Source organism: Streptomyces sp. NPDC107454 (assembly GCF_055582885.1).
On the sequence record NZ_JBVJPA010000012.1, the window covers coordinates 93,270 to 116,487 of the forward strand.

General features: G+C 70.7%; 16 protein-coding genes. 10 read left to right on the forward strand and 6 right to left on the reverse strand.

The annotated features are described in order from the left end of the window. Nucleotides 1-128: 128 nt before the first annotated feature. The 3 genes from ACZ69M_RS29670 to ACZ69M_RS29680 form a co-directional block, all read right to left on the reverse strand. Nucleotides 129-1,349, reverse strand: a complete 1,221-nt coding sequence (locus tag ACZ69M_RS29670; protein ID WP_470054548.1) for a branched-chain amino acid ABC transporter substrate-binding protein — start codon at nucleotides 1,347-1,349, stop codon at nucleotides 129-131. 863 nt (nucleotides 1,350-2,212) lie between these two features. Next, nucleotides 2,213-2,698, reverse strand: a complete 486-nt coding sequence (locus ACZ69M_RS29675; protein ID WP_470054550.1) for a PaaI family thioesterase — start codon at nucleotides 2,696-2,698, stop codon at nucleotides 2,213-2,215. Nucleotides 2,699-2,752: 54 nt separating this feature from the next. Continuing rightward, complete coding sequence (locus ACZ69M_RS29680) at nucleotides 2,753-5,032, reverse strand: FdhF/YdeP family oxidoreductase (protein ID WP_470054552.1); 2,280 nt, start codon at nucleotides 5,030-5,032, stop codon at nucleotides 2,753-2,755. A gap of 122 nt (nucleotides 5,033-5,154) precedes the next feature. Here ACZ69M_RS29680 and polA point away from each other — a divergent pair, with 122 nt between their 5' ends. Together polA and ACZ69M_RS29690 are read left to right on the forward strand one after the other, a co-directional pair. Continuing rightward, a complete protein-coding gene (gene polA, locus ACZ69M_RS29685; protein WP_470054554.1) occupies nucleotides 5,155-7,884 on the forward strand; it encodes a DNA polymerase I in 2,730 nt (909 codons plus the stop codon). A 915-nt stretch (nucleotides 7,885-8,799) separates the two neighbouring features. Then, entirely contained in the window at nucleotides 8,800-9,762 is a 963-nt protein-coding gene (locus ACZ69M_RS29690) for a serine hydrolase (RefSeq protein WP_470054556.1), read from the forward strand. Here ACZ69M_RS29690 and ACZ69M_RS29695 read toward each other — a convergent pair. Next, complete coding sequence (locus ACZ69M_RS29695; protein ID WP_470054558.1) at nucleotides 9,683-10,537, reverse strand: DUF4184 family protein; 855 nt, start codon at nucleotides 10,535-10,537, stop codon at nucleotides 9,683-9,685. The genes ACZ69M_RS29690 and ACZ69M_RS29695 overlap by 80 nt on opposite strands. Nucleotides 10,538-10,793: 256 nt before the next feature. Here ACZ69M_RS29695 and ACZ69M_RS29700 point away from each other — a divergent pair, with 256 nt between their 5' ends. From ACZ69M_RS29700 to pgfA, 3 genes are all read left to right on the forward strand, one after another. Beyond that, nucleotides 10,794-12,500: a lytic transglycosylase domain-containing protein gene (locus ACZ69M_RS29700; protein WP_470054560.1), complete on the forward strand. Its 1,707-nt coding sequence runs from the start codon at nucleotides 10,794-10,796 to the stop codon at nucleotides 12,498-12,500. A gap of 153 nt (nucleotides 12,501-12,653) precedes the next feature. Beyond that, on the forward strand, nucleotides 12,654-12,788 hold the full coding sequence (locus ACZ69M_RS29705) for an SPW_0924 family protein (protein WP_107096558.1): 135 nt from the start codon (nucleotides 12,654-12,656) through the stop codon (nucleotides 12,786-12,788). A gap of 39 nt (nucleotides 12,789-12,827) precedes the next feature. Continuing rightward, nucleotides 12,828-13,820, forward strand: a complete 993-nt coding sequence (gene pgfA / locus ACZ69M_RS29710) for a cell envelope lipid trafficking protein PgfA (protein WP_470054562.1) — start codon at nucleotides 12,828-12,830, stop codon at nucleotides 13,818-13,820. Here the strand turns inward: pgfA and hrpB are convergent. Further along, nucleotides 13,810-16,380 (reverse strand): ATP-dependent helicase HrpB, encoded by a 2,571-nt coding sequence (gene hrpB / locus ACZ69M_RS29715; protein ID WP_470054564.1) that lies wholly within the window; start codon nucleotides 16,378-16,380, stop codon nucleotides 13,810-13,812. The two genes, pgfA and hrpB, sit on opposite strands and share 11 nt — an antisense overlap. Nucleotides 16,381-16,384: 4 nt before the next feature. Then, nucleotides 16,385-17,266 carry a class I SAM-dependent methyltransferase gene (locus tag ACZ69M_RS29720; protein ID WP_470054566.1) on the reverse strand — a complete coding sequence of 294 codons (882 nt, stop codon included), beginning with the start codon at nucleotides 17,264-17,266 and terminating at the stop codon, nucleotides 16,385-16,387. Between the two features lie 337 nt (nucleotides 17,267-17,603). Here ACZ69M_RS29720 and rpsA point away from each other — a divergent pair, with 337 nt between their 5' ends. The 5 genes from rpsA to ACZ69M_RS29745 all read left to right on the forward strand — a co-directional run bounded on the left by rpsA (nucleotide 17,604) and on the right by ACZ69M_RS29745 (nucleotide 23,199). Further along, entirely contained in the window at nucleotides 17,604-19,103 is a 1,500-nt protein-coding gene (gene rpsA / locus ACZ69M_RS29725) for a 30S ribosomal protein S1 (RefSeq protein WP_075026303.1), read from the forward strand. 295 nt (nucleotides 19,104-19,398) lie between these two features. Then, on the forward strand, nucleotides 19,399-20,925 hold the full coding sequence (locus ACZ69M_RS29730; RefSeq protein ID WP_097288882.1) for a flavin monoamine oxidase family protein: 1,527 nt from the start codon (nucleotides 19,399-19,401) through the stop codon (nucleotides 20,923-20,925). A 147-nt stretch (nucleotides 20,926-21,072) separates the two neighbouring features. Then, nucleotides 21,073-22,011, forward strand: coding sequence for a PAC2 family protein (locus tag ACZ69M_RS29735; protein WP_060898459.1), 939 nt, complete (start codon nucleotides 21,073-21,075; stop codon nucleotides 22,009-22,011). A 148-nt stretch (nucleotides 22,012-22,159) separates the two neighbouring features. Further along, complete coding sequence (coaE, locus tag ACZ69M_RS29740) at nucleotides 22,160-22,768, forward strand: dephospho-CoA kinase (protein WP_470054569.1); 609 nt, start codon at nucleotides 22,160-22,162, stop codon at nucleotides 22,766-22,768. Nucleotides 22,769-22,818: 50 nt separating this feature from the next. After that, nucleotides 22,819-23,199, forward strand: a complete 381-nt coding sequence (locus tag ACZ69M_RS29745; RefSeq protein WP_054235974.1) for a tetratricopeptide repeat protein — start codon at nucleotides 22,819-22,821, stop codon at nucleotides 23,197-23,199. Nucleotides 23,200-23,218 lie beyond the last annotated feature (19 nt).

Here is a 23,218-nt window from a genome sequence, read left to right on the forward strand (position 1 = left end):
CGCGCGGCCCTGGGGTGTAGCTAGCGGCGGATCTCGAATCAGCTGGTATCAGCCGGAGTTGGCTGGGCTCAGCTGGACTTGGCTGATTTCAGCTGGAGTCAGCTGAAATCAGCTGGGATCGGATCGGATCAGCCGTTGAACGTGCCGCTCTTGACGGCCTTCCACTTGCCGCCCACGACCTGGTAGACGGTGAGCTGCTTGTTGGTGGTGTCGCCGTACTCGTCGAAGGAGACGGGGCCGGCGATGCCCTCGAACTTCGTCTTCTGGACCTCGTCCACGATCTTGGCGCGGGCGCCGTCGGGGACCTTGCCGTCCTTCACGACGTTGGCGATCGCCTTGATGATGGCGGTCGCGGCGTCGTAGGAGTAGCCGCCGTAGGTGCCGTAGTCGCCCTTGAGGCCGGAAGCCTTGTACTTCTTGATGAAGTCCGCGGCGGAGGGCAGGGAGTCGACGGGCTGGCCGACGGAGGTGGCCAGGTCACCCTCGGAGGTCTTGCCGGCGGTCTGGATGTAGGTGTCGCTGAACATGCCGTCACCACCGAACAGCGGGATCTTCACTCCGCCGTCCTTGAGCTGCTTGGTGAGCTTCTCCGACTCGTCGTACTGGCCACCGTAGTAGACCAGGTCGGCCTTGGAGTTCTTGATCTTGGTGACGAGGGCCGAGAAGTCGGTGTCGCCGGTGTTGACGTGGTCCTCGCCGGCGACCTTGCCGCCGTTCCCTGTGAAGCCGGCCTTGAACAGCTTGGCCAGGCCCGCGCCGTAGGTCTGCTTGTCGTCGACGACGAAGACGTTCTTCTTCTTGAGCGTGCTGGACGCGTACTCGGCCGCGAAGCCGCCCTGGAGGGCGTCGGTGGTGGCCGTGCGGAAGTACGTCTTGAACGGGCGCGACTTCGAGGTCTGCCAGTTCTTGCCCTGGGTGAGCTCGGGCGCCGTGTTGGAGGGCGAGATCTCGACCAGGTTGGCGGTCGCGAAGACCTGCTGCATCTGCGTGGCGACACCGGAGTTCAGCGGGCCGACGACGCCGAGGACCTTCTCGTTGTTGACGAGGGCGGTGGCGTTCTGCTGGCCGCTGGCCGGGATCGCCTTGTCGTCGAGCGCCTGGACCTTGAAGGTCACGCCGGGGACGGTGTTGTTCTTGTTGGCGTCGTCGACGGCGATCTGCACGCCGCCCTGGATGCCGAGGCCGGTTGCGGAGTTCTGACCGGTCAGCGGAGCGTCAACGCCGATGATGATCTCGGTCTTGCTGCTGCTGCTCTTGTCCCCGCTGTTGTCACGCGAACCGCAGGCGGTCAGCGTGAGTGCTCCGGTGGTGAGCACGGAGGTGAGTATGACCAAAGAACGCTGTCGCACGTTGAATCCTCTCCCTGGCGCAGCAGCCCTGCTGAGCTGCCGTGTGTCTCGCCGGGCCGTACTGGGTGATACCGAGCCGTGCTGCAGACGCGCCCGGCGGCGCGGTGACTGGCCGTGACTCTAAGCCTGTCTGTGGGCCCGGGCATCGCCGTGGGCTGGCTTGTGACTTTCTTGTTATGACGTGCCGGTTGGTGGGCTTCAGGGACGGGTATTCTCGGCCGATTTGGCGGAAATTCTTCTCGTTCCACATGTTGAGAATCCGCACTTCCGGTTGCGCGTGGGCGAAGGTCGCGGTCGGGCGGCGTCGCAGGTCGAGTGGAGTCGCCGGGAGGGGGCGCGGGAGTGCGGGCCGTCGAAGACGGAACTCTGATGCCGTATTGCGTGCGTGTTACGCAGCGTTACGTCGAGAAAAGGGAACTCGGAGTTCGGTCGGCGTGCACGGTATTTGGGCGCATGGGGTGCGGTCCGGGAGTGCGGGTCTCGTGAAGGCGCGTGAAGTCGCCTGAAAAAGTTGCGAGTTGCCGCTGATTTCCGATAACTCCGGCGTATTGGAGTGCGGTTGCGGCGGGTGGGTGCGCGCGGGGGCGGGGCGGAGGCCGGGGCGTGCGGAAGGGGCGTGCGGAAGGGGCGTGCGGAAGGGGTGTGCGGGGGGTCGGGGCCGGGGCGGAGGTATCCGTCCTCGGTCAGGCGCGGAATCGGTCGGTCCCAGAAGGGGCCGGTGTTGACGCGCCGGCCGCTGCGGGCGGACACCTCCGCCCCGTCCCCTGCCCGCCGTACCCGACTGCCGGTGAGTCCCGACTGCCGGTGAGCAGGCGGTAGTTGTGTCCCCGCCGTACTCGGCTGGTGGTGGGTGGGGGTGGGGGTCAGGGGTGGCTTGTGCGGGCGGTGTCGGCGGGGGTGACGTCGCGCAGGAGGCAGGTGAGGCGGGCGGTGCAGACGCGCTTGTCGTTCTCGTCGGTGATGACGATCTCGTACGTCGCTGTCGTGCGCCCCCGGTGTACGGGAGTGGCCACGCCGGTGACGAGGCCGGAGCGGGCGCCGCGGTGGTGGGTGCAGTTCAGGTCGACGCCCACGGCGATCTTGGAGCTGCCGCCGTGGAGCATGGAGCCGACCGAGCCGAGGGTCTCCGCGAGGACGGCGGAGGCGCCGCCGTGCAGGAGGCCGTACGGCTGGGTGTTGCCCTCCACCGGCATGGTGCCGACGACCCGGTCCGCGGAGGCCTCGATGATCTGTACGCCCATGCGGGTGCCGAGGTGACCTGCCGAGAAGAGGGCGGGCAGGTCGACGCCGAGCGCGGCGTACTCGTCGATGACCTCTTGCGGGAACTTCACTTGGCTCTGCTCGCCCATGGGGGCCGGCTCCGATCGTCGTCGATCTCTCTGGCTGACTGCCTGAGCGAACGCTCAGTCGGTGGCCGATTGTTCCAGACGGACCACGACGGACTTGCTGGCCGGGGTGTTACTGGTGTCCGCGGTGGCGTCGAGCGGGATGAGGACGTTGGTCTCCGGGTAGTACGCGGCGGCGCACCCGCGGGCGGTCGGGTAGTGCACGACGCGGAAGCCGGCGGCGCGCCGCTCCATGCCGTCGCGCCATTCGCTGACGAGGTCGACGTACGAGCCGTCGGTGACGTTCAGTGCGCGGGCGTCCTCGGGGTTGACGAGGACCACTCGGCGGCCGTTCTTGATGCCCCTGTAGCGGTCGTCGAGGCCGTAGATGGTGGTGTTGTACTGGTCGTGCGAGCGAAGGGTCTGGAGGAGGAGGCGGCCTTCGGGGAGCTTCGGGTACTCGACGGGCGCGGCGGTGAAGTTGGCCTTGCCGGTCGCGGTGGGGAAGCGGCGTTCGTCGCGGGGGGCGTGGGGGAGGGCGAAGCCTGCGGGGTCGGCGACGCGCGCGTTGAAGTCGTCGAAGCCGGGGATCACGCGCGCGATGCGGTCGCGGATCGTGGTGTAGTCCTTCTCGAACTCCTCCCAGGGGGTGCGGGAGGCCTCGCCGAGCACGCGGCGGGCGAGGCGGCAGACGATGGCCGGCTCGGACAGGAGGTGCTCGCCCGCGGGTTTCAGACGGCCGCGTGAGGCGTGGACCATGCCCATGGAGTCCTCGACGGTCACGAACTGCTCGCCGCTGCCCTGGAGGTCGCGCTCGGTCCGTCCGAGGGTGGGCAGGATCAGGGCGCGGGCGCCGGTGACGACGTGGGAGCGGTTGAGCTTGGTCGAGACGTGCACCGTGAGGCGGGCGCGGCGCATGGCGGCCTCGGTGACGTCCGTGTCGGGGGAGGCGGAGACGAAGTTGCCGCCCATGGCGAAGAAGACCTTCGCGTCGCCGTCGCGCAGGGCGCGGATGGCCCGTACGACGTCGTAGCCGTGCTCGCGGGGCGGGGCGAAGCCGAACTCCTTCTCCAGGGCGTCCAGGAAGGCCGGGGCGGGGCGCTCGAATATGCCCATGGTGCGGTCGCCCTGCACGTTCGAGTGGCCGCGGACCGGGCAGACACCCGCGCCGGGACGGCCGATGTTGCCGCGCAGCAGAAGGAAGTTGACCACTTCGCGGATCGTGGGCACCGAGTGCTTGTGCTGGGTGAGGCCCATGGCCCAGCAGACGATGGTGCGCTCGGAGGACAGGACGAGGCGGAGGGTCTCGTCGATCTCCTCGCGGGTGAGGCCCGTCGCGGTGAGGGTCTCGTCCCAGTCGGCGGCGCGGGCGGTGGCCGCGAACTCCTCGTAGCCGTGGGTGTGTTCGGCGATGAAGTCCTCGTCGACCGCGCCCTCGGTCTCCAGGACGAGCTTGTTCAGGAGGCGGAAGAGGGCCTGGTCGCCGCCGAGGCGGATCTGCAGGAACAGGTCGGTGAGGGCGGCGCCCTTGAGCATGCCCTGGGGGGTCTGCGGGTTCTTGAAGCGTGCCAGGCCCGCTTCGGGCAGCGGGTTGACACTGATGATCTTCGCGCCGTTGGCCTTGGCCTTCTCCAGGGCGGAGAGCATGCGCGGGTGGTTGGTGCCGGGGTTCTGCCCGGCGACGATGATCAGGTCCGCCTTGTAGAGGTCCTCGAGCAGGACGCTGCCCTTGCCGATGCCGATGGTCTCGGAGAGCGCGGAGCCCGAGGACTCGTGGCACATGTTCGAACAGTCCGGCAGGTTGTTCGTGCCGAGCTCGCGGGCGAAGAGCTGGTAGAGGAACGCGGCCTCGTTGCTCGTGCGCCCCGAGGTGTAGAAGAGGGCCTCGTCGGGGGAGCCGAGGGCGGCGAGCTCCTCGGCGATGATGTCGAAGGCGCGCTGCCAGGAGACCGGCTCGTAGTGGTCGGCGCCCTCGGGCAGGTACATGGGGTGGGTGAGGCGGCCCTGCTGGCCGAGCCAGTAGCCGCTGCGGCCGTGCAGGTCGGTGACCGGGTGCGCGGCGAAGAAGTCCGGGGTGACCCGGCGCAGGGTGGCCTCCTCGGCGACCGCCTTCGCGCCGTTCTCGCAGAACTCCGCCGCGTGCCGGTGCTCCGGCTCGGGCCAGGCGCAGCCCGGGCAGTCGAAGCCGTCCTTCTGATTGACGCGCAGGAGGGTCAGCGCGGTGCGCTTCACCCCCATCTGCTGCTGGGCGATGCGCAGGGTGTGCCCGATGGCGGGCAGCCCGGCCGCGGCGCGCTTCGGCTCGGTGACCTGTGGCGCGTCCTGGACCGGATCGCTTGCCGGCGGCTTGCTGGCCATCGTTGAACCCCTTCGCCTGTACGTGTGAAGTACATCGAGGATCCTCGCACGGGCCGGTGAGAATGGCGGCGGCCGGTCCCGGGAGGTCCGCACTGTCAGTGGGGCGTGGCAGGATCGGGGGCGTGGCAGAAACAGCATCGAAGAAGACCGAGAAAACCGCAGGTGCGGGCCGTCCGCGGCTGATGCTCATGGATGGGCACTCGCTGGCGTACCGCGCGTTCTTCGCGCTGCCCGCGGAGAATTTCACGACCGCGACGGGTCAGCCGACGAACGCGATCTATGGTTTCGCGTCGATGCTGGCGAACACGCTGCGCGACGAGGCGCCCACGCATTTCGCGGTGGCGTTCGACGTCTCGCGCAAGACGTGGCGCTCCGAGGAGTTCACGGAGTACAAGGCGAACCGTTCGAAGACCCCGGACGAGTTCAAGGGGCAGGTCGAGCTGATCGGCGAGCTGCTGGACGCGATGCACGCGCAGCGGTTCGCGGTCGACGGCTTCGAGGCCGACGACATCATCGCGACGCTCGCCACGCAGGCCGAGGCCGAGGGCTTCGAGGTCCTGATCGTCACCGGTGACCGCGACTCCTTCCAGCTGGTGTCCGAGCACACGACGGTGCTGTACCCGACGAAGGGCGTCTCCGAGCTGACCCGCTTCACTCCGGAGAAGGTCGTCGAGAAGTACGGGCTGACGCCGGCGCAGTACCCCGACTTCGCGGCGCTGCGCGGCGACCCGTCGGACAACCTGCCGGGCATCCCCGGCGTCGGCGAGAAGACGGCCGCGAAGTGGATCAACCAGTTCGGTTCGTTCGCTGACCTCGTCGAGCGCGTCGACGAGGTCAAGGGCAAGGCCGGGCAGAACCTCCGCGACCACCTGGAGGCGGTGAAGCTCAACCGCCGTCTCACGGAGATGGTGAAGGACGTCGAGCTCCCGAAGACGGTCACCGACCTGGAGCGCGCGGCGTACGACCGTACGGCGGTCGTGATGGTCCTGGACACCCTGGAGATCCGCAACCCCTCCCTGCGTGAGCGGCTCTTCGCCGTCGACCCCGGAACGGCGGAGGCCGAGGCGGCCGCTCCGGTCGTCGAGGGGGTCGAGCTGGTCGGGGCCGTGCTGGGGGCCGGCGAGCTGAAGCCGTGGCTCGCCGAGCACGACGGCAAGGCGGTCCTGGGTCTGGCCACCGTCGACACATGGGCGCTGGGTTCGGGGTCGGTGGCCGAGGTCGCGCTGGCCGCGGCGGACGGGGCGGCGGCGTGGTTCGACCCCTCGCGGCTGGACGAGGCCGACGAGAACGCGTTCGCGAAGTGGCTCGCCGACCCCAAGAAGCCCAAGGTGCTGCACAACGCCAAGGGTGCGATGCGGGTCTTCGCCGAGCACGGGTGGACGATCGAGGGCGTGTCCATGGACACCGCGCTCGCCGCGTATCTGGTGAAGCCGGGGCGCCGCTCCTTCGCGCTGGACGCGCTGTCCCTGGAGTACCTGGGCCGGGAGCTGGGGCCCGCCGCGACGGCCGACGGTCAGCTGGCCTTCGGTGCGGACGACCAGGCCGAGGCCGAGGCGCTGATGGTTCAGGCCCGCACGATCCTCGACCTGGGCGAGGCGTTCGGCGAGAAGCTGGCGGAGGTCGGCGCGGCCGAGCTGCTGCGCGACATGGAGCTGCCCACGTCGGCGCTGCTGGCCCGGCTGGAGCGGCACGGCATCGCGGCGGACCGGGCGCACCTGGAAGCCATGGAGCAGATGTTCGCCGGCGCTGTGCAGCAGGCGGTGAAGGAGGCCCACGCCTCCGTCGGGCACGAGTTCAACCTCGGCTCGCCCAAGCAGCTCCAGGAGGTCTTCTTCGGCGAGCTGGACCTGCCCAAGACGAAGAAGACGAAGACCGGTTATACGACGGACGCGGACGCGCTGGCCTGGCTGGCCACTCAGACCGACCACGAACTGCCGGTCGTCATGCTGCGCCACCGTGAGCAGGCCAGGCTGCGGGTGACGGTCGAGGGTCTGATCAAGACGATCGCCGCGGACGGCCGCATCCACACCACGTTCAACCAGACGGTGGCCGCGACGGGCCGGCTCTCGTCGGTGGACCCGAACCTGCAGAACATCCCGGTCCGTACGGAGGAGGGCCGCGCGATCCGTCGCGGCTTCGTGGTCGGCGAGGGCTTCGAGTCCCTCATGACGGCCGACTACAGCCAGATCGAACTGCGCGTGATGGCCCATCTGTCCGAGGACGAGGGCCTGTTGGAGGCGTTCACATCGGGCGAGGACCTGCACACGACGGTGGCGTCGCAGGTGTTCTCGGTCGAGCGTTCGGCGGTCGACGCGGAGATGCGTCGCAAGATCAAGGCGATGTCGTACGGCCTTGCCTACGGGCTGTCGGCGTTCGGCCTCTCCCAGCAGCTGAACATCGACGCGGGTGAGGCGCGTGCGTTGATGGACACGTACTTCGAGCGGTTCGGAGGCGTGCGGGACTATCTGCGCCGGGCGGTCGACGAGGCCCGCGCCACGGGCTACACGGCGACGCTCTTCGGGCGCCGCCGCTATCTGCCCGACCTCAACAGCGACAACCGGCAGCGTCGCGAGGCCGCCGAGCGCATGGCGCTCAACGCCCCCATCCAGGGCACGGCCGCGGACATCGTCAAGATCGCGATGCTGAACGTGGACCGGGCGCTGCGTGAGGCCGGGCTCAAGTCCCGGATGCTTCTCCAGGTCCACGACGAAATCGTCCTGGAGATCGCCCCTGGAGAGCGGGCCAGGACCGAGGAACTCGTCCGCCGCGAGATGGCGTCCGCCGTTCATCTCCGGGCGCCCCTCGACGTCTCCGTCGGCGCGGGCCCCGACTGGGAATCCGCAGCGCACTAGCCCCCGGCGACCGAGCCCCTGAAACCCCGGCCCACTTCTCCGCCCCAGGGTCTCGACGCCGGTCCCGGCGACGACGTCGGCCCCCTGGCCCCGGTTTCCGGTCTCGGTCCCGGCCCCGGTTTCCGGCGTCGGTCCTCGTCCTGGGCCTCCGGCAGCAGGTCTCGGCCTCGGTCCCGACGTCAGTCCCGGTCCTGGGCTCCGGCCGCAGGCCTCGGCGTTGGGTTCCGGCCTCGGGTCCGGCCCCGGGCCCCGGCCCGGCTTAGATCCCGGCCCCGTCCTCGGGTCCGGGCTTCGGGCCCCGGCCTCGGGCCCGGGTTCCGGCGTCGGCCTCGCACCCCTGCCTCGCGCCCCGGTCCCGGGCCCCGGACCAGGCTTCGATCCCGATCCCGGCCTCGGGTCCCGGTCGCGGGGTCCGGCCTCGGGTCTCGGCCCCCGTGCCCGGCCGGGCCGGGCCGGCCCCGGGCGGAGCGGGCGTGGCTGCGCCCGCTCTCGGCATCGGGTGCCCTGCGGGAGGCTTGTGCACCGGTGTGGACAGAGGCCCACCCCGCTGGGAGAAGCCTCCGCCCACGGGGCACCCCCCTCGCAGCCGCTTGGGGCGCAAGCCGCCCCCGCGCTGCGCCGCGCGCGGGGGCGGCTTGCGCGGAGAGTTGTCCCACGCTCCGCCGTGCGGGCCCCGCAGGGAAAGTGGTCCCCCGCTCTGCCGTGCGAGCCGCCCGCGCGGAATGTCGCCCCCCGCCACGCCTTCCAAGCCGCCCGCACGGTGAAGTCCGTGCGTTGGCTGCTCGTAGGGCATGAGCTCTCTCCGGTGGGCCGGAGGCGCAGGGGAGGGGGGTCGCTCAACCCCCGGAGGGAACCGTCACTCGCGTGGCCCTCGCAAAGACGCCCCCCGTGCAAGGGGACCGTAAGGATGCGGGCATGGGTACAAGCATGCTCAACCGTCGCACGGCCATGGCCACAGCAGTCGTCTCGGCGCTGCTCGCGCCGGTACCCGCGGTGGCCGCGAGCGCGAGCACCGCCCAGGTGCCCGCGTCCTGCCGCTCCACCCGCAACCCCGAGCTCGCCGCCCGGATGTCCCGTGACATCGGGGCGGCACTGTCGTCACGCCAGGGCACCGTCGCCGTGGCGGTGCGCGACGACAAAACCGGCCTGACCTGCGCCCTCGCGAGCGAGCGGCAGTACGACTCGGCGAGCGTCGTCAAGCTCACGATCATGGAGGCCACCCTGCGCCGCGCGGACGAGCTGCGCCGCACCCTCACGAGCTGGGAGGTCGCCAACGTACGCCCCATGATCACCATCTCGGACAACACCGCGGCCCAGCATCTGTGGAACGACCTGGGCCACACCTACCTCGGCCGTTTCCTGAACCGTGTCGGAACGCGCCGCACCGAGCTCGGCCGGGCCGGCTACTGGGGCCTGACCCGCACCACGGCCGCCGACCAGATGCGGGTGCTGGGCGTGCTCACAGGCGCCCGTTCCTTCCTGAAGAGCCGCGCCTACGGCATGAAACTGCTCAGCCAGGTCCGCGCCGACCAGCGCTGGGGCGTCCCCGCCGGCATGCCCCGCGGCCTGCAGGCGCACATCAAGAACGGCTGGCTGCCCCGCTCCACCCATGGCTGGCGCGTCCACAGCGTCGGCGCGTTCACCGGCTCCGGCCGCATGTACCGCATCGTCGTCCTGTCGCACGACAACCCGACGATGACGTACGGGGTCCGCACCATCGAGCGCATCGCCCAGGCCGTCCACCGCGGCCTCAACCGTCGGCGCGGTGTCGTCCAGGGATTCACTCCGGAGAACAGGATCAGCGAGGTGTCGGACGGTTCGGCGCCGCGCGGACCGGTGCCGGGCTGGGACGAGCCGGAGCGGGGCGCCACACCCTGACCCCGACGGCGTACAGCGCGAGGCCGAGCACGAGACCCGCCCCCGCGCCGAAACAGAGCGCCGGGATCAACTCCCAGGGCTTCGCGCGGGTGCCCCAGTAGGCCCACCAGCGTGACGCCCGCTGCACGGCGCCCACCAGCCCGCAGCCGCCGATGACGGCGGCCGCCAGCCACCGGTCGGAACGCGAAAGCACCGGCACCCCCACCGGTTCGGCCGAGGGCGCCCGGCGCAGCGCGATGCTCACGAAGGCCACGATCACGACGGCCCCCAGCAGCGAACTGCCGTACTGCGCGTAGGTGAACACCGGCGTGCCGTCGGCGTTCCGCGACAGGACGGGGACCAGCCGAACCCCCCACCGGTCGTGGTGCGTGAACGCGTCCCACACGACGTGTGTCAGCGCGCCGAGCACCGCGGAGGCGTACCACCACACTGCGGCCGAGGAGCGCACCGGCCCGCGCGGTGTCCCGCAGCGCAGCAGAGCCGCGGGACGGCCCTGACGGGCCCGTGGCAGCAGTGCCACCAAGGGTTCGCGCAGTACCAGCCAGGCACCCGCCAACGCGCAGGCGACGAGTACGTCGAAGGTGAGGACGCCGGTGAACGAGTGCGTGAAGTCGCCGAACTCCATCGCTCCGGGGACCACGCTCGCCGCGTAGTAGGTCATGTCGGGGGCGAAGGAGCCGGCCACGAGTGCCGCGGGCGCGAGGCGGCCGCGGCCGCTTCCGTCGCCGCGCAGGGCGGGCAGTACGGCTGCCGCGTGGCTGAGGGTGAAGGGCAAAGCGTCCCCCTGTGGCAGACGTTGGTCTGATATGTCGGCCCCGGTGATCTCCGAAGCCCAGTATGAGGGACGTAGGAAAATGTCCGCTGGCTCCACCTCGCGGTGCGTGTTCTCTTGGACAACCCCACATGGCCAACCGGTGAAAATCGGGCACGAACGGGTGCCCGGGCGACGGAAGTTGTCGTAGGGTCGCCTGGGTCACTGAGCCAGCGAACGCGCGGTGCGCGGGCGGTCGTCCACGGGAGGGGTTCACTCAATGGCGGCGCATTTCGGCAGACTGCGCAAGGGAGCGACGACCACCGCCGTGGCCGCGGTCGCGGTCGCAGCCCTGTCCGCTTCCCAGGCACCCGGAGTGACCACCGACGACCTCGGCAGACAGGCCGCCGGCTCCGCCCAGCCATCGGGGGACGCGAAGACCGGCGGCGAAGGCGGCGGCGCGACCGGCGACTCGCCGTACTACACCGACCTTCCGCCGCTGAAGAGCCCCGACCCGAGCCCGTCGGCGAGTCCGACCACCGGCACGACCGTCTCCGTGGGCGAGGCCGAGGCCGGCATACCCGCGACCGTCCTCGACGCCTACAAGAAGGCCGAGGCCGAGCTGCGCGCCTCCAAGCCGGGCTGCAACCTGCCCTGGCAACTCCTCGCCGCCATCGGCAAGGTCGAGTCCGGCCAGGCCCGCGGCGGCCGGGTCGACGCGAGCGGTACGACGTACTCGCCGATCCTCGGCCCCAAGCTCGACGGCAACGGCTTCGCGCTGATCGCCGACACCGACAACGGCGCGTACGACGGCGACCCCGCCTACGACCGGGCCGTGGGCCCCATGCAGTTCATCCCCTCCACCTGGGAGTGGGCGGGCCGCGACGGCAACGGCGACGGCAAGAAGGACCCCAACAACGTCTACGACGCGGCGCTCGCGGCCGGCCACTACCTGTGCCGGTTCGACCGGGACCTGTCCGTGCAGTCGCAGATGAACGCCGCGATCCTGAACTACAACAACTCGACGGAGTACCTCAACACGGTTCTGTCGTGGCTGGAGTACTACCGCAAGGGCACCCACGAGGTCCCCGACGGCACGGGCACCCTGCCCTCGCACAGCAGCAACAGCGACCCCGGGGCGAGCCCCAGCCCGTCCACGCCCGCGACACCGAGTACGCCGAGCACACCGAGTACGCCGAGTTCCCCCAAGCCGGGCAGTGGCGGCTCGACGAGCCCCACCCCGAAGCCGCCCAAGCCGAGTTCGCCCGCGCCGAGCCCGACGCCTCCCACGCCCACCCAGACGGTGGACCATCTGGAGGACGCGAACACCGGGAAGCTCACGGCGACGGCGGGCAGCGCCTTCGGCGCCAAGGTCGCCGTGCGGGCCGAGTCCAAGGCGAGCAAGGGCGTGGCGAAGGTCCGGGTGCGGTTCACGATCGTCGGCGACACGGACGCCACCTTCACCGGCGGCGAGAGCGTCGCCACGGTCGTCACCGGCAGCGCGGGCACGGCCACCGCGCCCGCACTCGTGGCGGGGGAGAAGGCCGGTGACTTCACCGTCCGCGCCACCGTCGTGGGCCGCGTGCTGGGCGGCCTCGACTACACGGCCACCGTCACCCCGCGCCAGGCCGACACCCTCACCCGCACCAGCGACACCGCGCTGACCTGCGTGCCGGGCGGCGAGTTCGCCGACCAGGTCGAGCTGAAGGCCACCTACAAGGGTGCCGTCGCGGGCAAGGTCGCGGCCACCGCGACGCTCATCAAGTCGGCGGACGACGCGACCGAGAACGACCAGGGCCCGTACTTCAAGGACGCGGACGGCAAGACGATCCGCACCCTCACGGACCTCACGACGGACGCCGACGGCGTGCTCAAGCTCCCCAAGCTGTACGCGGACGATGCGACCGGCACGTTCCTGCTCCGCGTCAACACCACGGGCGGCGCGGTGCTGACGGTCGAGCTGAAGGTCGCCGCGGCCACCTCGTAGGCCGTACGCGCGTCAAGGGCGCCCCTCCGCCGACAGGCGGAGGGGCGTTCTCGTTCGTGCGCGCAAGGTGTTCTCATCTCGCCCCGCCGTTGCTACGGTGCCGGATCTGACGAGGTATCAGTTCTCGATCCGCCGTCCCCCGGGAGGCCCCGCATGCGCGCCCTCATCGCCGCCGCGACCGGTCTCGCCGTGGCGTTCGCCCTGGTGCTCACGATCACGGCCATGGGCTCACCGGCAGGCAAGACCTCGCCCAAGCCGCTGCTGACCACCGTGCCCGCGCACCCGTAGCGCTCAGGGCATCCGCAACTCTCAGGGAGGGACGCCGAGATGCGTCGCAAGGCCAGCCTGATCCTGCTCGCCTTCGCCGTGTTCTTCGCGGCGCTGTCCCCGCTGCTGCGCTGGTACGCCTTCCCGCGGCTGGCGAAGATCCCCGCCAACCAGTACCAGGACATGGTCCTGGAGGCGAAGGACGCGACCCTGCTCGACTACGGCACCATGCAGGCCAAGAAGGTCCCCAAGGTCACCATCGTGCAGACCCTGAAGGGAAACGTCGAGGCCTCCGACCGCATCGAGAAGACGGCGGGCCGTGACGTCGTCGTCTGGGACAGCCTCTCCTATGTGCAGGGCCCCGACGGGAAGATGGTCTCCAAGCTCCCCGAGCGCTACATCTTCGACGCGCACAGCCAGGACCCCGTCCACGCCACCGGCGAGTCCGTCGACGGCGACCCCGTCACGCGCGAGGGCATCGAGTTCAAGTGGCCCTTCCACACGGAGAAGCGGGACTACGAGTACTTCGACGCACAGACCCGCACCTCGGCCCCCATCCACTACAAGGGCACCCAGACCTTCCGCGGCGTCAAGGTGTACTACTTCGAGCAGACCATCCCCTGGACGAAGGTCAAGTTCCCCAAGATCATGCCGGTCCAGGGCATCACTCCGGAGTCGGTCGCCAAGACGGGCACGACACGCTGGTACACGACCGTCCGCAAGTTCTGGGTGGAACCGGTCACCGGGGCGCCGGTCTACGGCGAGGAGCTCCACAAGGAGGAGCTGCGGGGCGGCACCCTCCTCGGGGGCCGCGACAAGGTGACCGCCTTCGCCGGTGACGTGAAGATGCGCGAGGACTACATCAAGAACACCGTCGCCCTGGTCACGTCCAACCGCACCCTGATCCTGCTGCTGACGTCGTATCTGCCGTGGGGCTTCCTGATCCTGGGCGCGGCTCTGCTGTCCCTCTCCCTCTACCTCGAGGCGCGCAGCCGCCGCCCGGGCGACCCGGCCCCCACGGAGGCGGTGGAACCGGAGCCGGTCAACGCCTGAGCCGCGCGTTCGTGTGCCGGGTCGGCTCGGCGGTGGCCGGGTCCTCGGGCCACGGATGTTTGGGATAGCGGCCCCGCAGCTCCGCCCGCACCGCCTTGTACCCGTCCTTCCAGAAGGAGGTGAGGTCGGCGGTGACGGCGGCGGGGCGCCCGGCGGGCGAGAGCAGATGGACGAGCACGGGCACCCCGGCGACGGCCGGTGACTCGTGCAGTCCGAACATCTCCTGCAGCTTGACGGCGAGCACCGGCTGCTCGGGGTTGGCGTAGTCGATCCGGACCCTGGACCCACTGGGCACCTCGATCCGCTCCGGCGCGAGCTCGTCCAGCCGGGCCGCGTCTCCCGTGGCCCAGGGCAGCAGCCGGTTCAGTGCCTGCCCGGCGTCGATCCGCGCCAGATCGGCCCGCCGCCGGGCACGGCCGAGCTCCGGCTCCAGCCACTCGTCCACGCGCGCGTGGAGCGCGTCGTCGGACACGTCGGGCCAGGGGTCGCCCAGGTGCAGCCGCAGAAACCCGAGCCGACGCCGCAGCCCCTCGGCATCCGGGGACCACCGCAACAGCCCGAACCCGTCCTCCCGCAGCCCTTCGAGCAACGCCTCCCGTACGAGCCCGGGGTCGGCGTTCTTCAGCGGACGCACCGCCAGCTCCACGGCCCCGAGCCGCTCGACGCGCCGCGCGACGACGTCGCCGTCGGCCCAGTGGACCTCGTCCCCCTCGGAGTGCAGGGGCGCCGCGGCCCGCCGTGCCGTCTCCTCGTCGACGACGGCGGCAAGGCGCACACGCGCGTGCCCGGCCCCGACGGGCCGATCGGCCACGGCGACCGCCAGCCAGGGCGCGCCGCGCAGAGCCGAGCCGTCGCCGACGTCGGCACGGGTGCCGTTGAGCATGAGGTAGGAGCCGCCCTGCGCCTGCGCGAGCCGCTCGGGGAACGTCAGGGCAGCGACCAGCGCGACCACGCGATCGTCGCCGCCACCGGCCGGCCACGGACCACCTTCGAGCTCCTCACCGCGGGCGCTGTCCTGGGCGGGTGGCCGGGAAAGTCCCGTCGACGCGGAGCGCAGGCGCCGGGATTCGGTGCGCCAGCGGGACGCGTAGGGGTCGCCGCCGCGTCGGGCCAGTCTCCAGGCCCCGGCCAGGTCGTCGCCGTACTCGCGGGGCGGCTCCTCGCTCAGGAGGGCGACCACTTCGGCGGCGCGGTCGGCGCCCACCACGGGGGCCGCGTCCAGCAGCGCCCGGGCGAGCCGGGGGTGCAGGCCCAGCCGCGACATGCGCACACCCCGTTCCGTGGCCCGGCCGGCCGTGTCCACCGCGCCCACCGCCGACAGGACGGACCGCGCTGCCGCCATCGCCCCGCCCGGCGGCGGATCCAGGAGCGCCAGCCCCGTCGCCCCAGGATCGCCCCAGCAGGCCGCCTGCAGGGCGAACGCCGTCAGGTCGGCCACCTTGATCTCCGGAGCGGGAAATCGCGGCAGACGGGCGTCCTCGGCCTCCGTCCAGCACCGGTACACCCGCCCCGGCGCCTCACGCCCGGCCCGCCCCGCCCGCTGCCGTCCGGCCGCCTGCGAGGCCCGTACCGTCGTCAGCGCGCTCAGCCCGCGCGCGTGGTCCACCCGCGGCTCCCGCGCCAGCCCGGAGTCGACGACCACCCGCACCCCCGGAACCGTCAGCGACGACTCCGCCACGGAGGTCGCCAGGACCACCCGCCGCCGGTCCCCGGACCCCGGTGACAGCACCGCGTCCTGCACGGCGGCGGGCGCCCGCCCGTGCACCTGCAGCACGTCGACCCGGCCGCCCAGGTCCCCCAGCCCGCCCGCCACCCGCGCGATCTCCCCGACCCCGGGGAGGAAACAGAGGACGTCCCCCGCGCACTCCGCCAGGGCCCGCCGCACCACCGACGCGACATGCGTCAGCAGCGCCGGGTCGACGCGCATGCCGTGCGGCGGCCTCACCGGACGTACGGGAGGCGCCCACTGCACCTCCACCGGATACGAGACGCCCTCCGCCGCGACGACGGGCGCGTCGCCGAGCAGCCGCGCCCACCCTGCCGCGTCCGTGGTCGCCGACGCCGCCACGAGCCGCAGCTCGGGACGGAGCGCGGCCCGTACGTCCAGGAGGAACGCGGCGACCGTGTCGGCGTCCAGATGGCGTTCGTGGCACTCGTCGAGCACCACCACGTCGACGCCCGCGAGCTCCTGGTCCCGCTGGAGCCGTTGGAGGAGGACTCCCGTCGTGACGACCTCCACACGCGCGCGTGGCCCCACGACCCGCTCCCCGCGCACGGTGAACCCGACGCTCTCGCCGACCTTCTCGCCGAGCAGCCACGCCATCCGCCGCGCCGCGGCCCGGGCGGCGATCCGCCGCGGTTCGGCGACCACGACCCGACGCGCCGGCCGCCCGTCACCCGGGCCGCCGAGGAGTCCGGCGAGCGCCAGCGGCACGAGCGTGGTCTTGCCCGTCCCTGGCGGCGCGACGAGCACGGCGCTGCCGCCTTCCTCCAGGGCGTCGTCCAGGGCGGGCAGGGCGCCGCGTACGGGCAGCGCGTCCAGGGCGTCGTAGCGGATCACCCGTTCAGTCTCGTACGCACACGAAGATCGCCGTACCGGGGATCAGGTTTCCGCGCAGCGGGGACCAGCCGCCCCACTCCTGGGTGTTCCAGGCGGGCCACTGCGGCTCGACCAGGTCGAGCAGCCGGAAGCCCCCGGCCACCACGTCCCGTACCCGGTCGCCGACCGTCCTGTGGTGCTCGACGTACACCGCGCGGCCCTCCTCGTCCTGCTCGACGTAGGGAGTGCGGTCGAAGTAGGAGGAGGAGACGGACAGGCCCTCGGGCCCGGGCTCGTCCGGGAAGGCCCAGCGGATCGGGTGCGTCACGGAGAAGACGAAGCGGCCGCCGGGGCGCAGCACCCGGTGGACCTCCTTCAGGACGCGCACCGGGTCGGCGACGAACGGCAACGCGCCGTACGCCGAGCACGCGAGGTCGAAGGAGCCGTCCGCGAAGGGCAGCGCGCCCGCGTCGGCCTCCACGAGCGGCACCCCGCCGCCTATGCGCAGCGCGTGCTGGAGCTGGCGGTGGGAGAGGTCGAGGGCGACCGGACGGGCCCCCTGGGCGGCCAGCCAGCGCGAGCACTGGGCCGCGCCGGCACCGATTTCCAGGATGTCCTTGCCCTTGAGGTCCTCCGGCGGGCCGAGCAGCTCGGCCTCCACCTCGTCGAGGCCCTCGGGGCCCCATACGAAACGGTCGTCCCCGAGGAACGTGCCGTGTTCTGTCTGGTAGTCGTCCGCGTTCCGGTCCCACCAGCCGCGGTTGGCGCGGGAGCTCTCCGTGACGCCCGCGTCGCGCCGGGTCGCCTCCGGCTCGGCGGGTTCGGGCTCCGAGACCTCGGAGTGTTCCGGTTCGTGGATCTGGGGCTCTTGGATGATCGGCTCCCTCGTATTAGTCTGCGGCTCCAACCGGTCTCGGGAGTGTCACGGCAGGGGCTGCCTTTGGCCCGCGTGGCCTCGTGAGACAGGTTTTGTGCCGGGAATGCGGCGATCCGCCCCGGGTGTGCGCCTTCGCGCATTGACCCTGCCCGGCTGCCCCCGTATGCTACAAGTTGCGCTGCGGGCCTGCGCTCCTCAGACGTAGCAGGCTGCGCTCGCATCTGTATGTATGTCCCCTCGGTTGTCGAGGCGTCACCGGTCACCCGGGTTGGGCGCTTCCTTGGCTGTCCGGCTTCTACAGGGCGAAACGGGCTCCCGGCGTAAGCAGTACCTACGACTCTCTGTCCGTACCGGAGCCCTTTCCCACATGACGAGCAGCACCGAGACCACCGCCACCACTCCGCAGGTTGCGGTCAACGACATCGGTAACGAGGAAGCCTTCCTCGCCGCGATCGACGAGACGATCAAGTACTTCAACGACGGCGACATCGTCGACGGCGTCATCGTGAAGGTCGACCGGGACGAGGTCCTGCTCGACATCGGTTACAAGACCGAAGGTGTCATCCCGAGCCGCGAGCTCTCGATCAAGCACGACGTCGACCCGAACGAGGTCGTCGCCGTCGGTGACGAGATCGAAGCCCTTGTTCTCCAGAAGGAGGACAAGGAAGGCCGCCTGATCCTCTCGAAGAAGCGCGCCCAGTACGAGCGCGCCTGGGGCACCATCGAGAAGATCAAGGAAGAGGACGGCATCGTCACCGGTACCGTCATCGAGGTCGTCAAGGGTGGACTCATCCTCGACATCGGCCTCCGTGGCTTCCTGCCGGCTTCCCTCGTCGAGATGCGCCGTGTCCGCGACCTCCAGCCCTACGTGGGCAAGGAGCTCGAGGCCAAGATCATCGAGCTGGACAAGAACCGCAACAACGTGGTCCTGTCCCGCCGTGCCTGGCTGGAGCAGACCCAGTCCGAGGTTCGCCAGACGTTCCTCACCACCCTCCAGAAGGGTCAGGTCCGCTCCGGCGTCGTCTCCTCGATCGTCAACTTCGGTGCCTTCGTGGACCTGGGTGGCGTCGACGGTCTCGTGCACGTCTCCGAGCTCTCCTGGAAGCACATCGACCACCCCTCCGAGGTTGTCGAGGTCGGCCAGGAAGTCACCGTCGAGGTCCTCGACGTCGACATGGACCGCGAGCGCGTCTCCCTGTCGCTCAAGGCGACGCAGGAAGACCCGTGGCAGCAGTTCGCCCGTACGCACCAGATCGGTCAGGTCGTCCCGGGTAAGGTCACCAAGCTCGTTCCGTTCGGTGCGTTCGTCCGCGTGGACGAGGGCATCGAGGGTCTGGTCCACATCTCCGAGCTGGCCGAGCGCCACGTGGAGATCCCGGAGCAGGTCGTCCAGGTCAACGACGAGATCTTCGTCAAGGTCATCGACATCGACCTCGAGCGCCGCCGCATCAGCCTCTCGCTGAAGCAGGCCAACGAGTCCTTCGGTGCCGACCCGGCCTCGGTCGAGTTCGACCCGACCCTGTACGGCATGGCCGCGTCCTACGACGACCAGGGCAACTACATCTACCCCGAGGGCTTCGACCCCGAGACCAACGACTGGCTCGAGGGCTACGAGACCCAGCGCGAGGCGTGGGAGCACCAGTACGCCGAGGCGCAGTCGCGCTTCGAGCAGCACCAGGCTCAGGTCATCAAGTCCCGCGAGGCCGACGCTCAGGCCGAGGCCGAGGGTGCCACCTCCACGGGTGCGGCTCCGGCTGCCTCCGGTGGCGGTTCCTACTCCTCGGAGTCGGACGACACCTCCGGCGCCCTGGCGTCGGACGAGGCCCTGGCTGCCCTCCGCGAGAAGCTCGCCGGCGGCCAGAGCTGAAAGCTCACCGCTAGCCAGTAGCACGTGACTGCGGGCCCGCACCCTTCGGGGTGCGGGCCCGCAGTGCGTTTACTCCGCTTTCGTCCCCCGGCCGTCCGGCGGGTCGCACGTGTGCGGATGCAGAAACATGCGAGATACACGAGTAACTGATGGGCCGTAACCAGCCATTGGGAGGCTTCCCCGGTCGTTCAAGATCGAAAGGGGAGCCCCCGTCATGGCACAACCTCAGAGCGGTCCTGGCACGAGTCGGCGTTCCTTCCTGCGCAACGTGGGACTCACGGGCGGCGCGGGCACCATGCTCGCCACCATGGGTGCCCTCGGCCTCGCGCCCACGGCCGAAGCCGCCCAGCGCGAACAGCCCTTCCGCGCCCCGCAGCCGGGCGACTTCACCCTCACCGGCCGCGGCGCCGCCAAGGTGGTCGTAGTCGGCGGCGGCATCGCGGGCCTGGCCACCGCGTACGAACTCGGCAAGGCGGGCTACGACTGTACGGTCCTGGAGGCCAGAGGCCGCACCGGCGGCCGCAACTTCACGGTCCGCGGCGGCGATACCACCACCGACCTCCACGGCAACACGCAGACGGCCCGCTTCAGCGACGGCCAGTACATGAACTGCGGCCCCGCCCGCATCCCCCAGTGGATGGTCACCCTCGACTACTGCCGCGAACTCGGCGTCCCCATCGAGGTGTTCACCAACGTCAACGCGGACGCGTACCTCTTCAACGAGTCCACCGGAATGAAGAAGCCCGTGCGGTACCGCACCGCGAAGGCCGATGTGTACGGCTACGTCTCAGAGTTGCTCGCCAAGGCCACCGACAAGGGAGCCCTGGACAAGGAGCTGACCGCCACCGACCAGGAGAAGCTCGTCGAGTTCCTCAAGGACTGGGGCGAACTGGGCGACAAGCTGACGTACGAGGGCGGCGAGCGCCGCGGATACACGACCGTCCCGGCCGCCGCGGGTACCTCCGGAGTGCTCCTCGGTGACGTCCCGTCGGCCTCCGACGTCCTCGCGTCCGGTGTCGGCCGCTACTTCTCCTTCGAGTTCGGCTTCGACCAGGCGATGCTGATGTTCCAGCCGGTGGGCGGCATGGATCAGATACCGCGCGCGCTCACCAGGGCGATAGGCGAGCATCGCATCCGTACCGGGGCCGTGGTCTCCAAAATCACCGACAAGGGGAGTGGGGTTTCGGTCACATACGCCCAGGGAGGCCGTACGAAGGTGATCGACGCCGACTACTGCGTCGGCGCCCTCCCGCCCAACATCCTCGCCAGGATCCCGCACAACCTCGGCTCCGGTGTGCAGAGCGCCCTGGAGGCGATCACTCCCTCGTCGGCGGCGAAGATCGGGCTCGAGTACCGTTCCCGCTGGTGGGAGCTCGATCACCACATCTACGGCGGTATCACCGAGACCGACCAGGACGTCACCCACATCTGGCACCCCTCGTACGGCTTCCACGGCGCGCGCGGCGTGATGATCGGCTACTACAACTACGGCGGCGACGCCGACTCGTACGCCCAGCTCACCCCCAAGGAGCGCGAGAAGCGCGCCGTGGCGGCCGGGGTGAAGATCTATGGCGAGAAGTACCGCACCGAACTCGCGTCCTCCTTCTCGCACCACTGGCGCCAGACGCCGCACCTGGAGGCCGCCTGGCACAACACCCCCGGCGGCCCCGACGACATCCGCTACAAACCGCTGAACGAGCCCACGGGACGCGTCTACTTCGCGGGCGACTGGCTCAGCTACACCGACGCGTGGCAGCACGGCGCGTTCACCTCCGCCCGCAAGGCGGTCACGGCGCTGCACGCGCGCGTGCTGTCGGCGTAGGCCGGCGGGTCGACGAACCCGGCGGGTGAGCCGAAGGGGCGCGCATGCGCGCCCCGGAGGCGAACCGAGCCGTAAAAGGAGCGGTCCGGGGAATGCTCGCGATCCTCACCACGTTGTGGAGTACGAACACGAGGAGGAGCGGTCACAGTGCTTGATCCGCAGGGTTTGTACGCATGGGAGCCGAAGGGCCTGGCCGTGGTGGACATGGCACTCGCCCAGGAGTCGGCCGGTCTGGTCATGCTCTACCACTTCGACGGATACATCGACGCGGGTGAGACGGGCGACCAGATCGTCGACCGTCTGCTCGACTCGCTGCCCCACCAGGTCGTGGCCCGTTTCGACCACGACCGGCTCGTGGACTACCGGGCGCGCCGCCCGCTGCTGACGTTCAAGCGCGACCGCTGGACGGACTACGAGGAGCCCACGCTCGACGTCCGGCTCGTCCAGGACGCCACGGGCGCGCCCTTCCTGCTGCTGTCGGGACCCGAACCGGACGTCGAGTGGGAGCGCTTCGCCGCCGCCGTCCAGCAGATCGTGGAGCGACTCGGCGTCCGGCTGTCCGTGAACTTCCACGGCATCCCCATGGGCGTCCCGCACACCCGCCCCGTGGGCCTCACCCCGCACGGCAACCGCACCGACCTGGTGCCGGGCCACCGCAGCCCCTTCGACGAGGCGCAGGTCCCCGGCAGCGCCGAATCCCTCGTCGAGTACCGCCTCATGGAGGCCGGACACGACGTCCTGGGCGTCGCCGCGCACGTCCCGCACTACATCGCCCGCTCCCCGTACCCGGACGCGGCGCTGACCGTGCTGGAGGCCATCACGGGCGCCACGGGCCTGGTGCTCCCCGCCATAGCGCACTCCCTGCGCACCGAGGCGCACCGCACCCAGACGGAGATCGACCGGCAGATCCAGGAAGGCGACGAGGAGCTCGTGGCCCTCGTCCAGGGTCTCGAGCACCAGTACGACGCCGCCGCGGGCGCCGAGACGCGGGGCAACATGCTCGCGGAGCCGGTGGACATTCCGTCGGCGGACGAGATCGGGTTGGAGTTCGAACGCTTCCTCGCGGAGCGCGAAGGCGACGCGTAGGGCGGGGTGACGCCGTAGGGGACGACGCGGTGGGGCGAGGACGCAGATAGGCCCCTTCATGCCTGCGCTCAGACCTGTTCGTGCCTCCGCACAGGCCCCTTTGGGGGCCGTGGGGGGTTCGTCACCGGCAGGCTCTAAGCTCTCGGTCATGCTGAAGGTTGGCCTGACCGGCGGTATCGGCGCCGGCAAGAGCGAGGTGTCGAGGCAGCTCGTACGGCTCGGCGCGGTGCTGATCGACGCGGATCTGATCGCGCGGGAGGTCGTCGCGCCCGGAACACCCGGGCTCGCGGCCGTCGTCGACGCCTTCGGGCAGGACGTGCTCGCACCCGATGGCGGTCTGGACCGCCCCAAGCTGGGCTCGATCGTCTTCGCCGACCCGGAGAAGCTCGCCGTCCTGAACTCGATCGTGCACCCCCTGGTGGGCGCCCGCTCCCGCGAGCTGGAGAGTTCCGCGGCAGGGGACGCCGTCGTGATCCACGACGTCCCGCTGCTCGCCGAGAACGCCCTCGGACCGCTGTACGACCTCGTGGTCGTCGTCGACGCCAGCCCCGAGACCCAGCTCGACCGGCTCGTGCGGCTGCGCGGCATGACCGAGGCGGACGCCCGCGCCCGCATGGCCGCCCAGGCCACCCGCGAGAAGCGGCTGGGGATCGCGGACGTCGTCATCGACAACGACGTCCCCCTGGAGGAGCTGGAGGGGCGCGTACGGGAGGTTTGGGCGGATCTCGTGCGCCGGGCGCAGGCCCGCAAGGAATAGCCGCCCCGGACGGGGGCGTTGAACCCGTTCAGCGAGGGAAGGACTCTGCCGTGCCCGAGACCAGCGGATCGACCGGACGTACTCCGGAGACGCATGTCATCGACTTCCGTGCCGCCGAGCAACTGCTCGCCGCACGGGACCCGCGGGGCGCGGTGAAGCTGCTCGACCCAGTGATCGCCGCGCACCCGGAGAACACCGCCGCCCGACTGCTGCGCGCGCGTGCCTTCTTCGCCGCCGCGCAACTGCGGCCCGCAGAGCTGGAGTTCACGATCGTCCTGGAGCGCGAGCCGGACAACGCGTTCGCGCACTTCGCGCTGGCCCGCACCTATGAGCGCCAGCTCCGCCCCGACCAGGCGAAACGGCACTTCCGGCTGGCGGCGGCGCTCGACCCGAAGCCCCAGTACCTGGAAGCGGCGCGCTTCGACTCGTAAGGCACTCGTAAGGCATAGG

Excerpts from the sequence above, each read along its gene's own strand:
- ACZ69M_RS29675 (WP_470054550.1), bottom strand. The coding sequence starts at position 2,698 with ATGGGCGAGCAGAGCCAAGTGAAGTTCCCGCAAGAGGTCATCGACGAG.
- ACZ69M_RS29680 (WP_470054552.1), bottom strand. The coding sequence starts at position 5,032 with ATGGCCAGCAAGCCGCCGGCAAGCGATCCGGTCCAGGACGCGCCACAG.
- ACZ69M_RS29690 (WP_470054556.1), top strand. The coding sequence starts at position 8,800 with ATGGGTACAAGCATGCTCAACCGTCGCACGGCCATGGCCACAGCAGTC.
- ACZ69M_RS29700 (WP_470054560.1), top strand. The coding sequence starts at position 10,794 with ATGGCGGCGCATTTCGGCAGACTGCGCAAGGGAGCGACGACCACCGCC.
- ACZ69M_RS29705 (WP_107096558.1), top strand. The coding sequence starts at position 12,654 with ATGCGCGCCCTCATCGCCGCCGCGACCGGTCTCGCCGTGGCGTTCGCC.
- pgfA (WP_470054562.1), top strand. The coding sequence starts at position 12,828 with ATGCGTCGCAAGGCCAGCCTGATCCTGCTCGCCTTCGCCGTGTTCTTC.
- rpsA (WP_075026303.1), top strand. The coding sequence starts at position 17,604 with ATGACGAGCAGCACCGAGACCACCGCCACCACTCCGCAGGTTGCGGTC.
- ACZ69M_RS29730 (WP_097288882.1), top strand. The coding sequence starts at position 19,399 with ATGCTCGCCACCATGGGTGCCCTCGGCCTCGCGCCCACGGCCGAAGCC.
- coaE (WP_470054569.1), top strand. The coding sequence starts at position 22,160 with ATGCTGAAGGTTGGCCTGACCGGCGGTATCGGCGCCGGCAAGAGCGAG.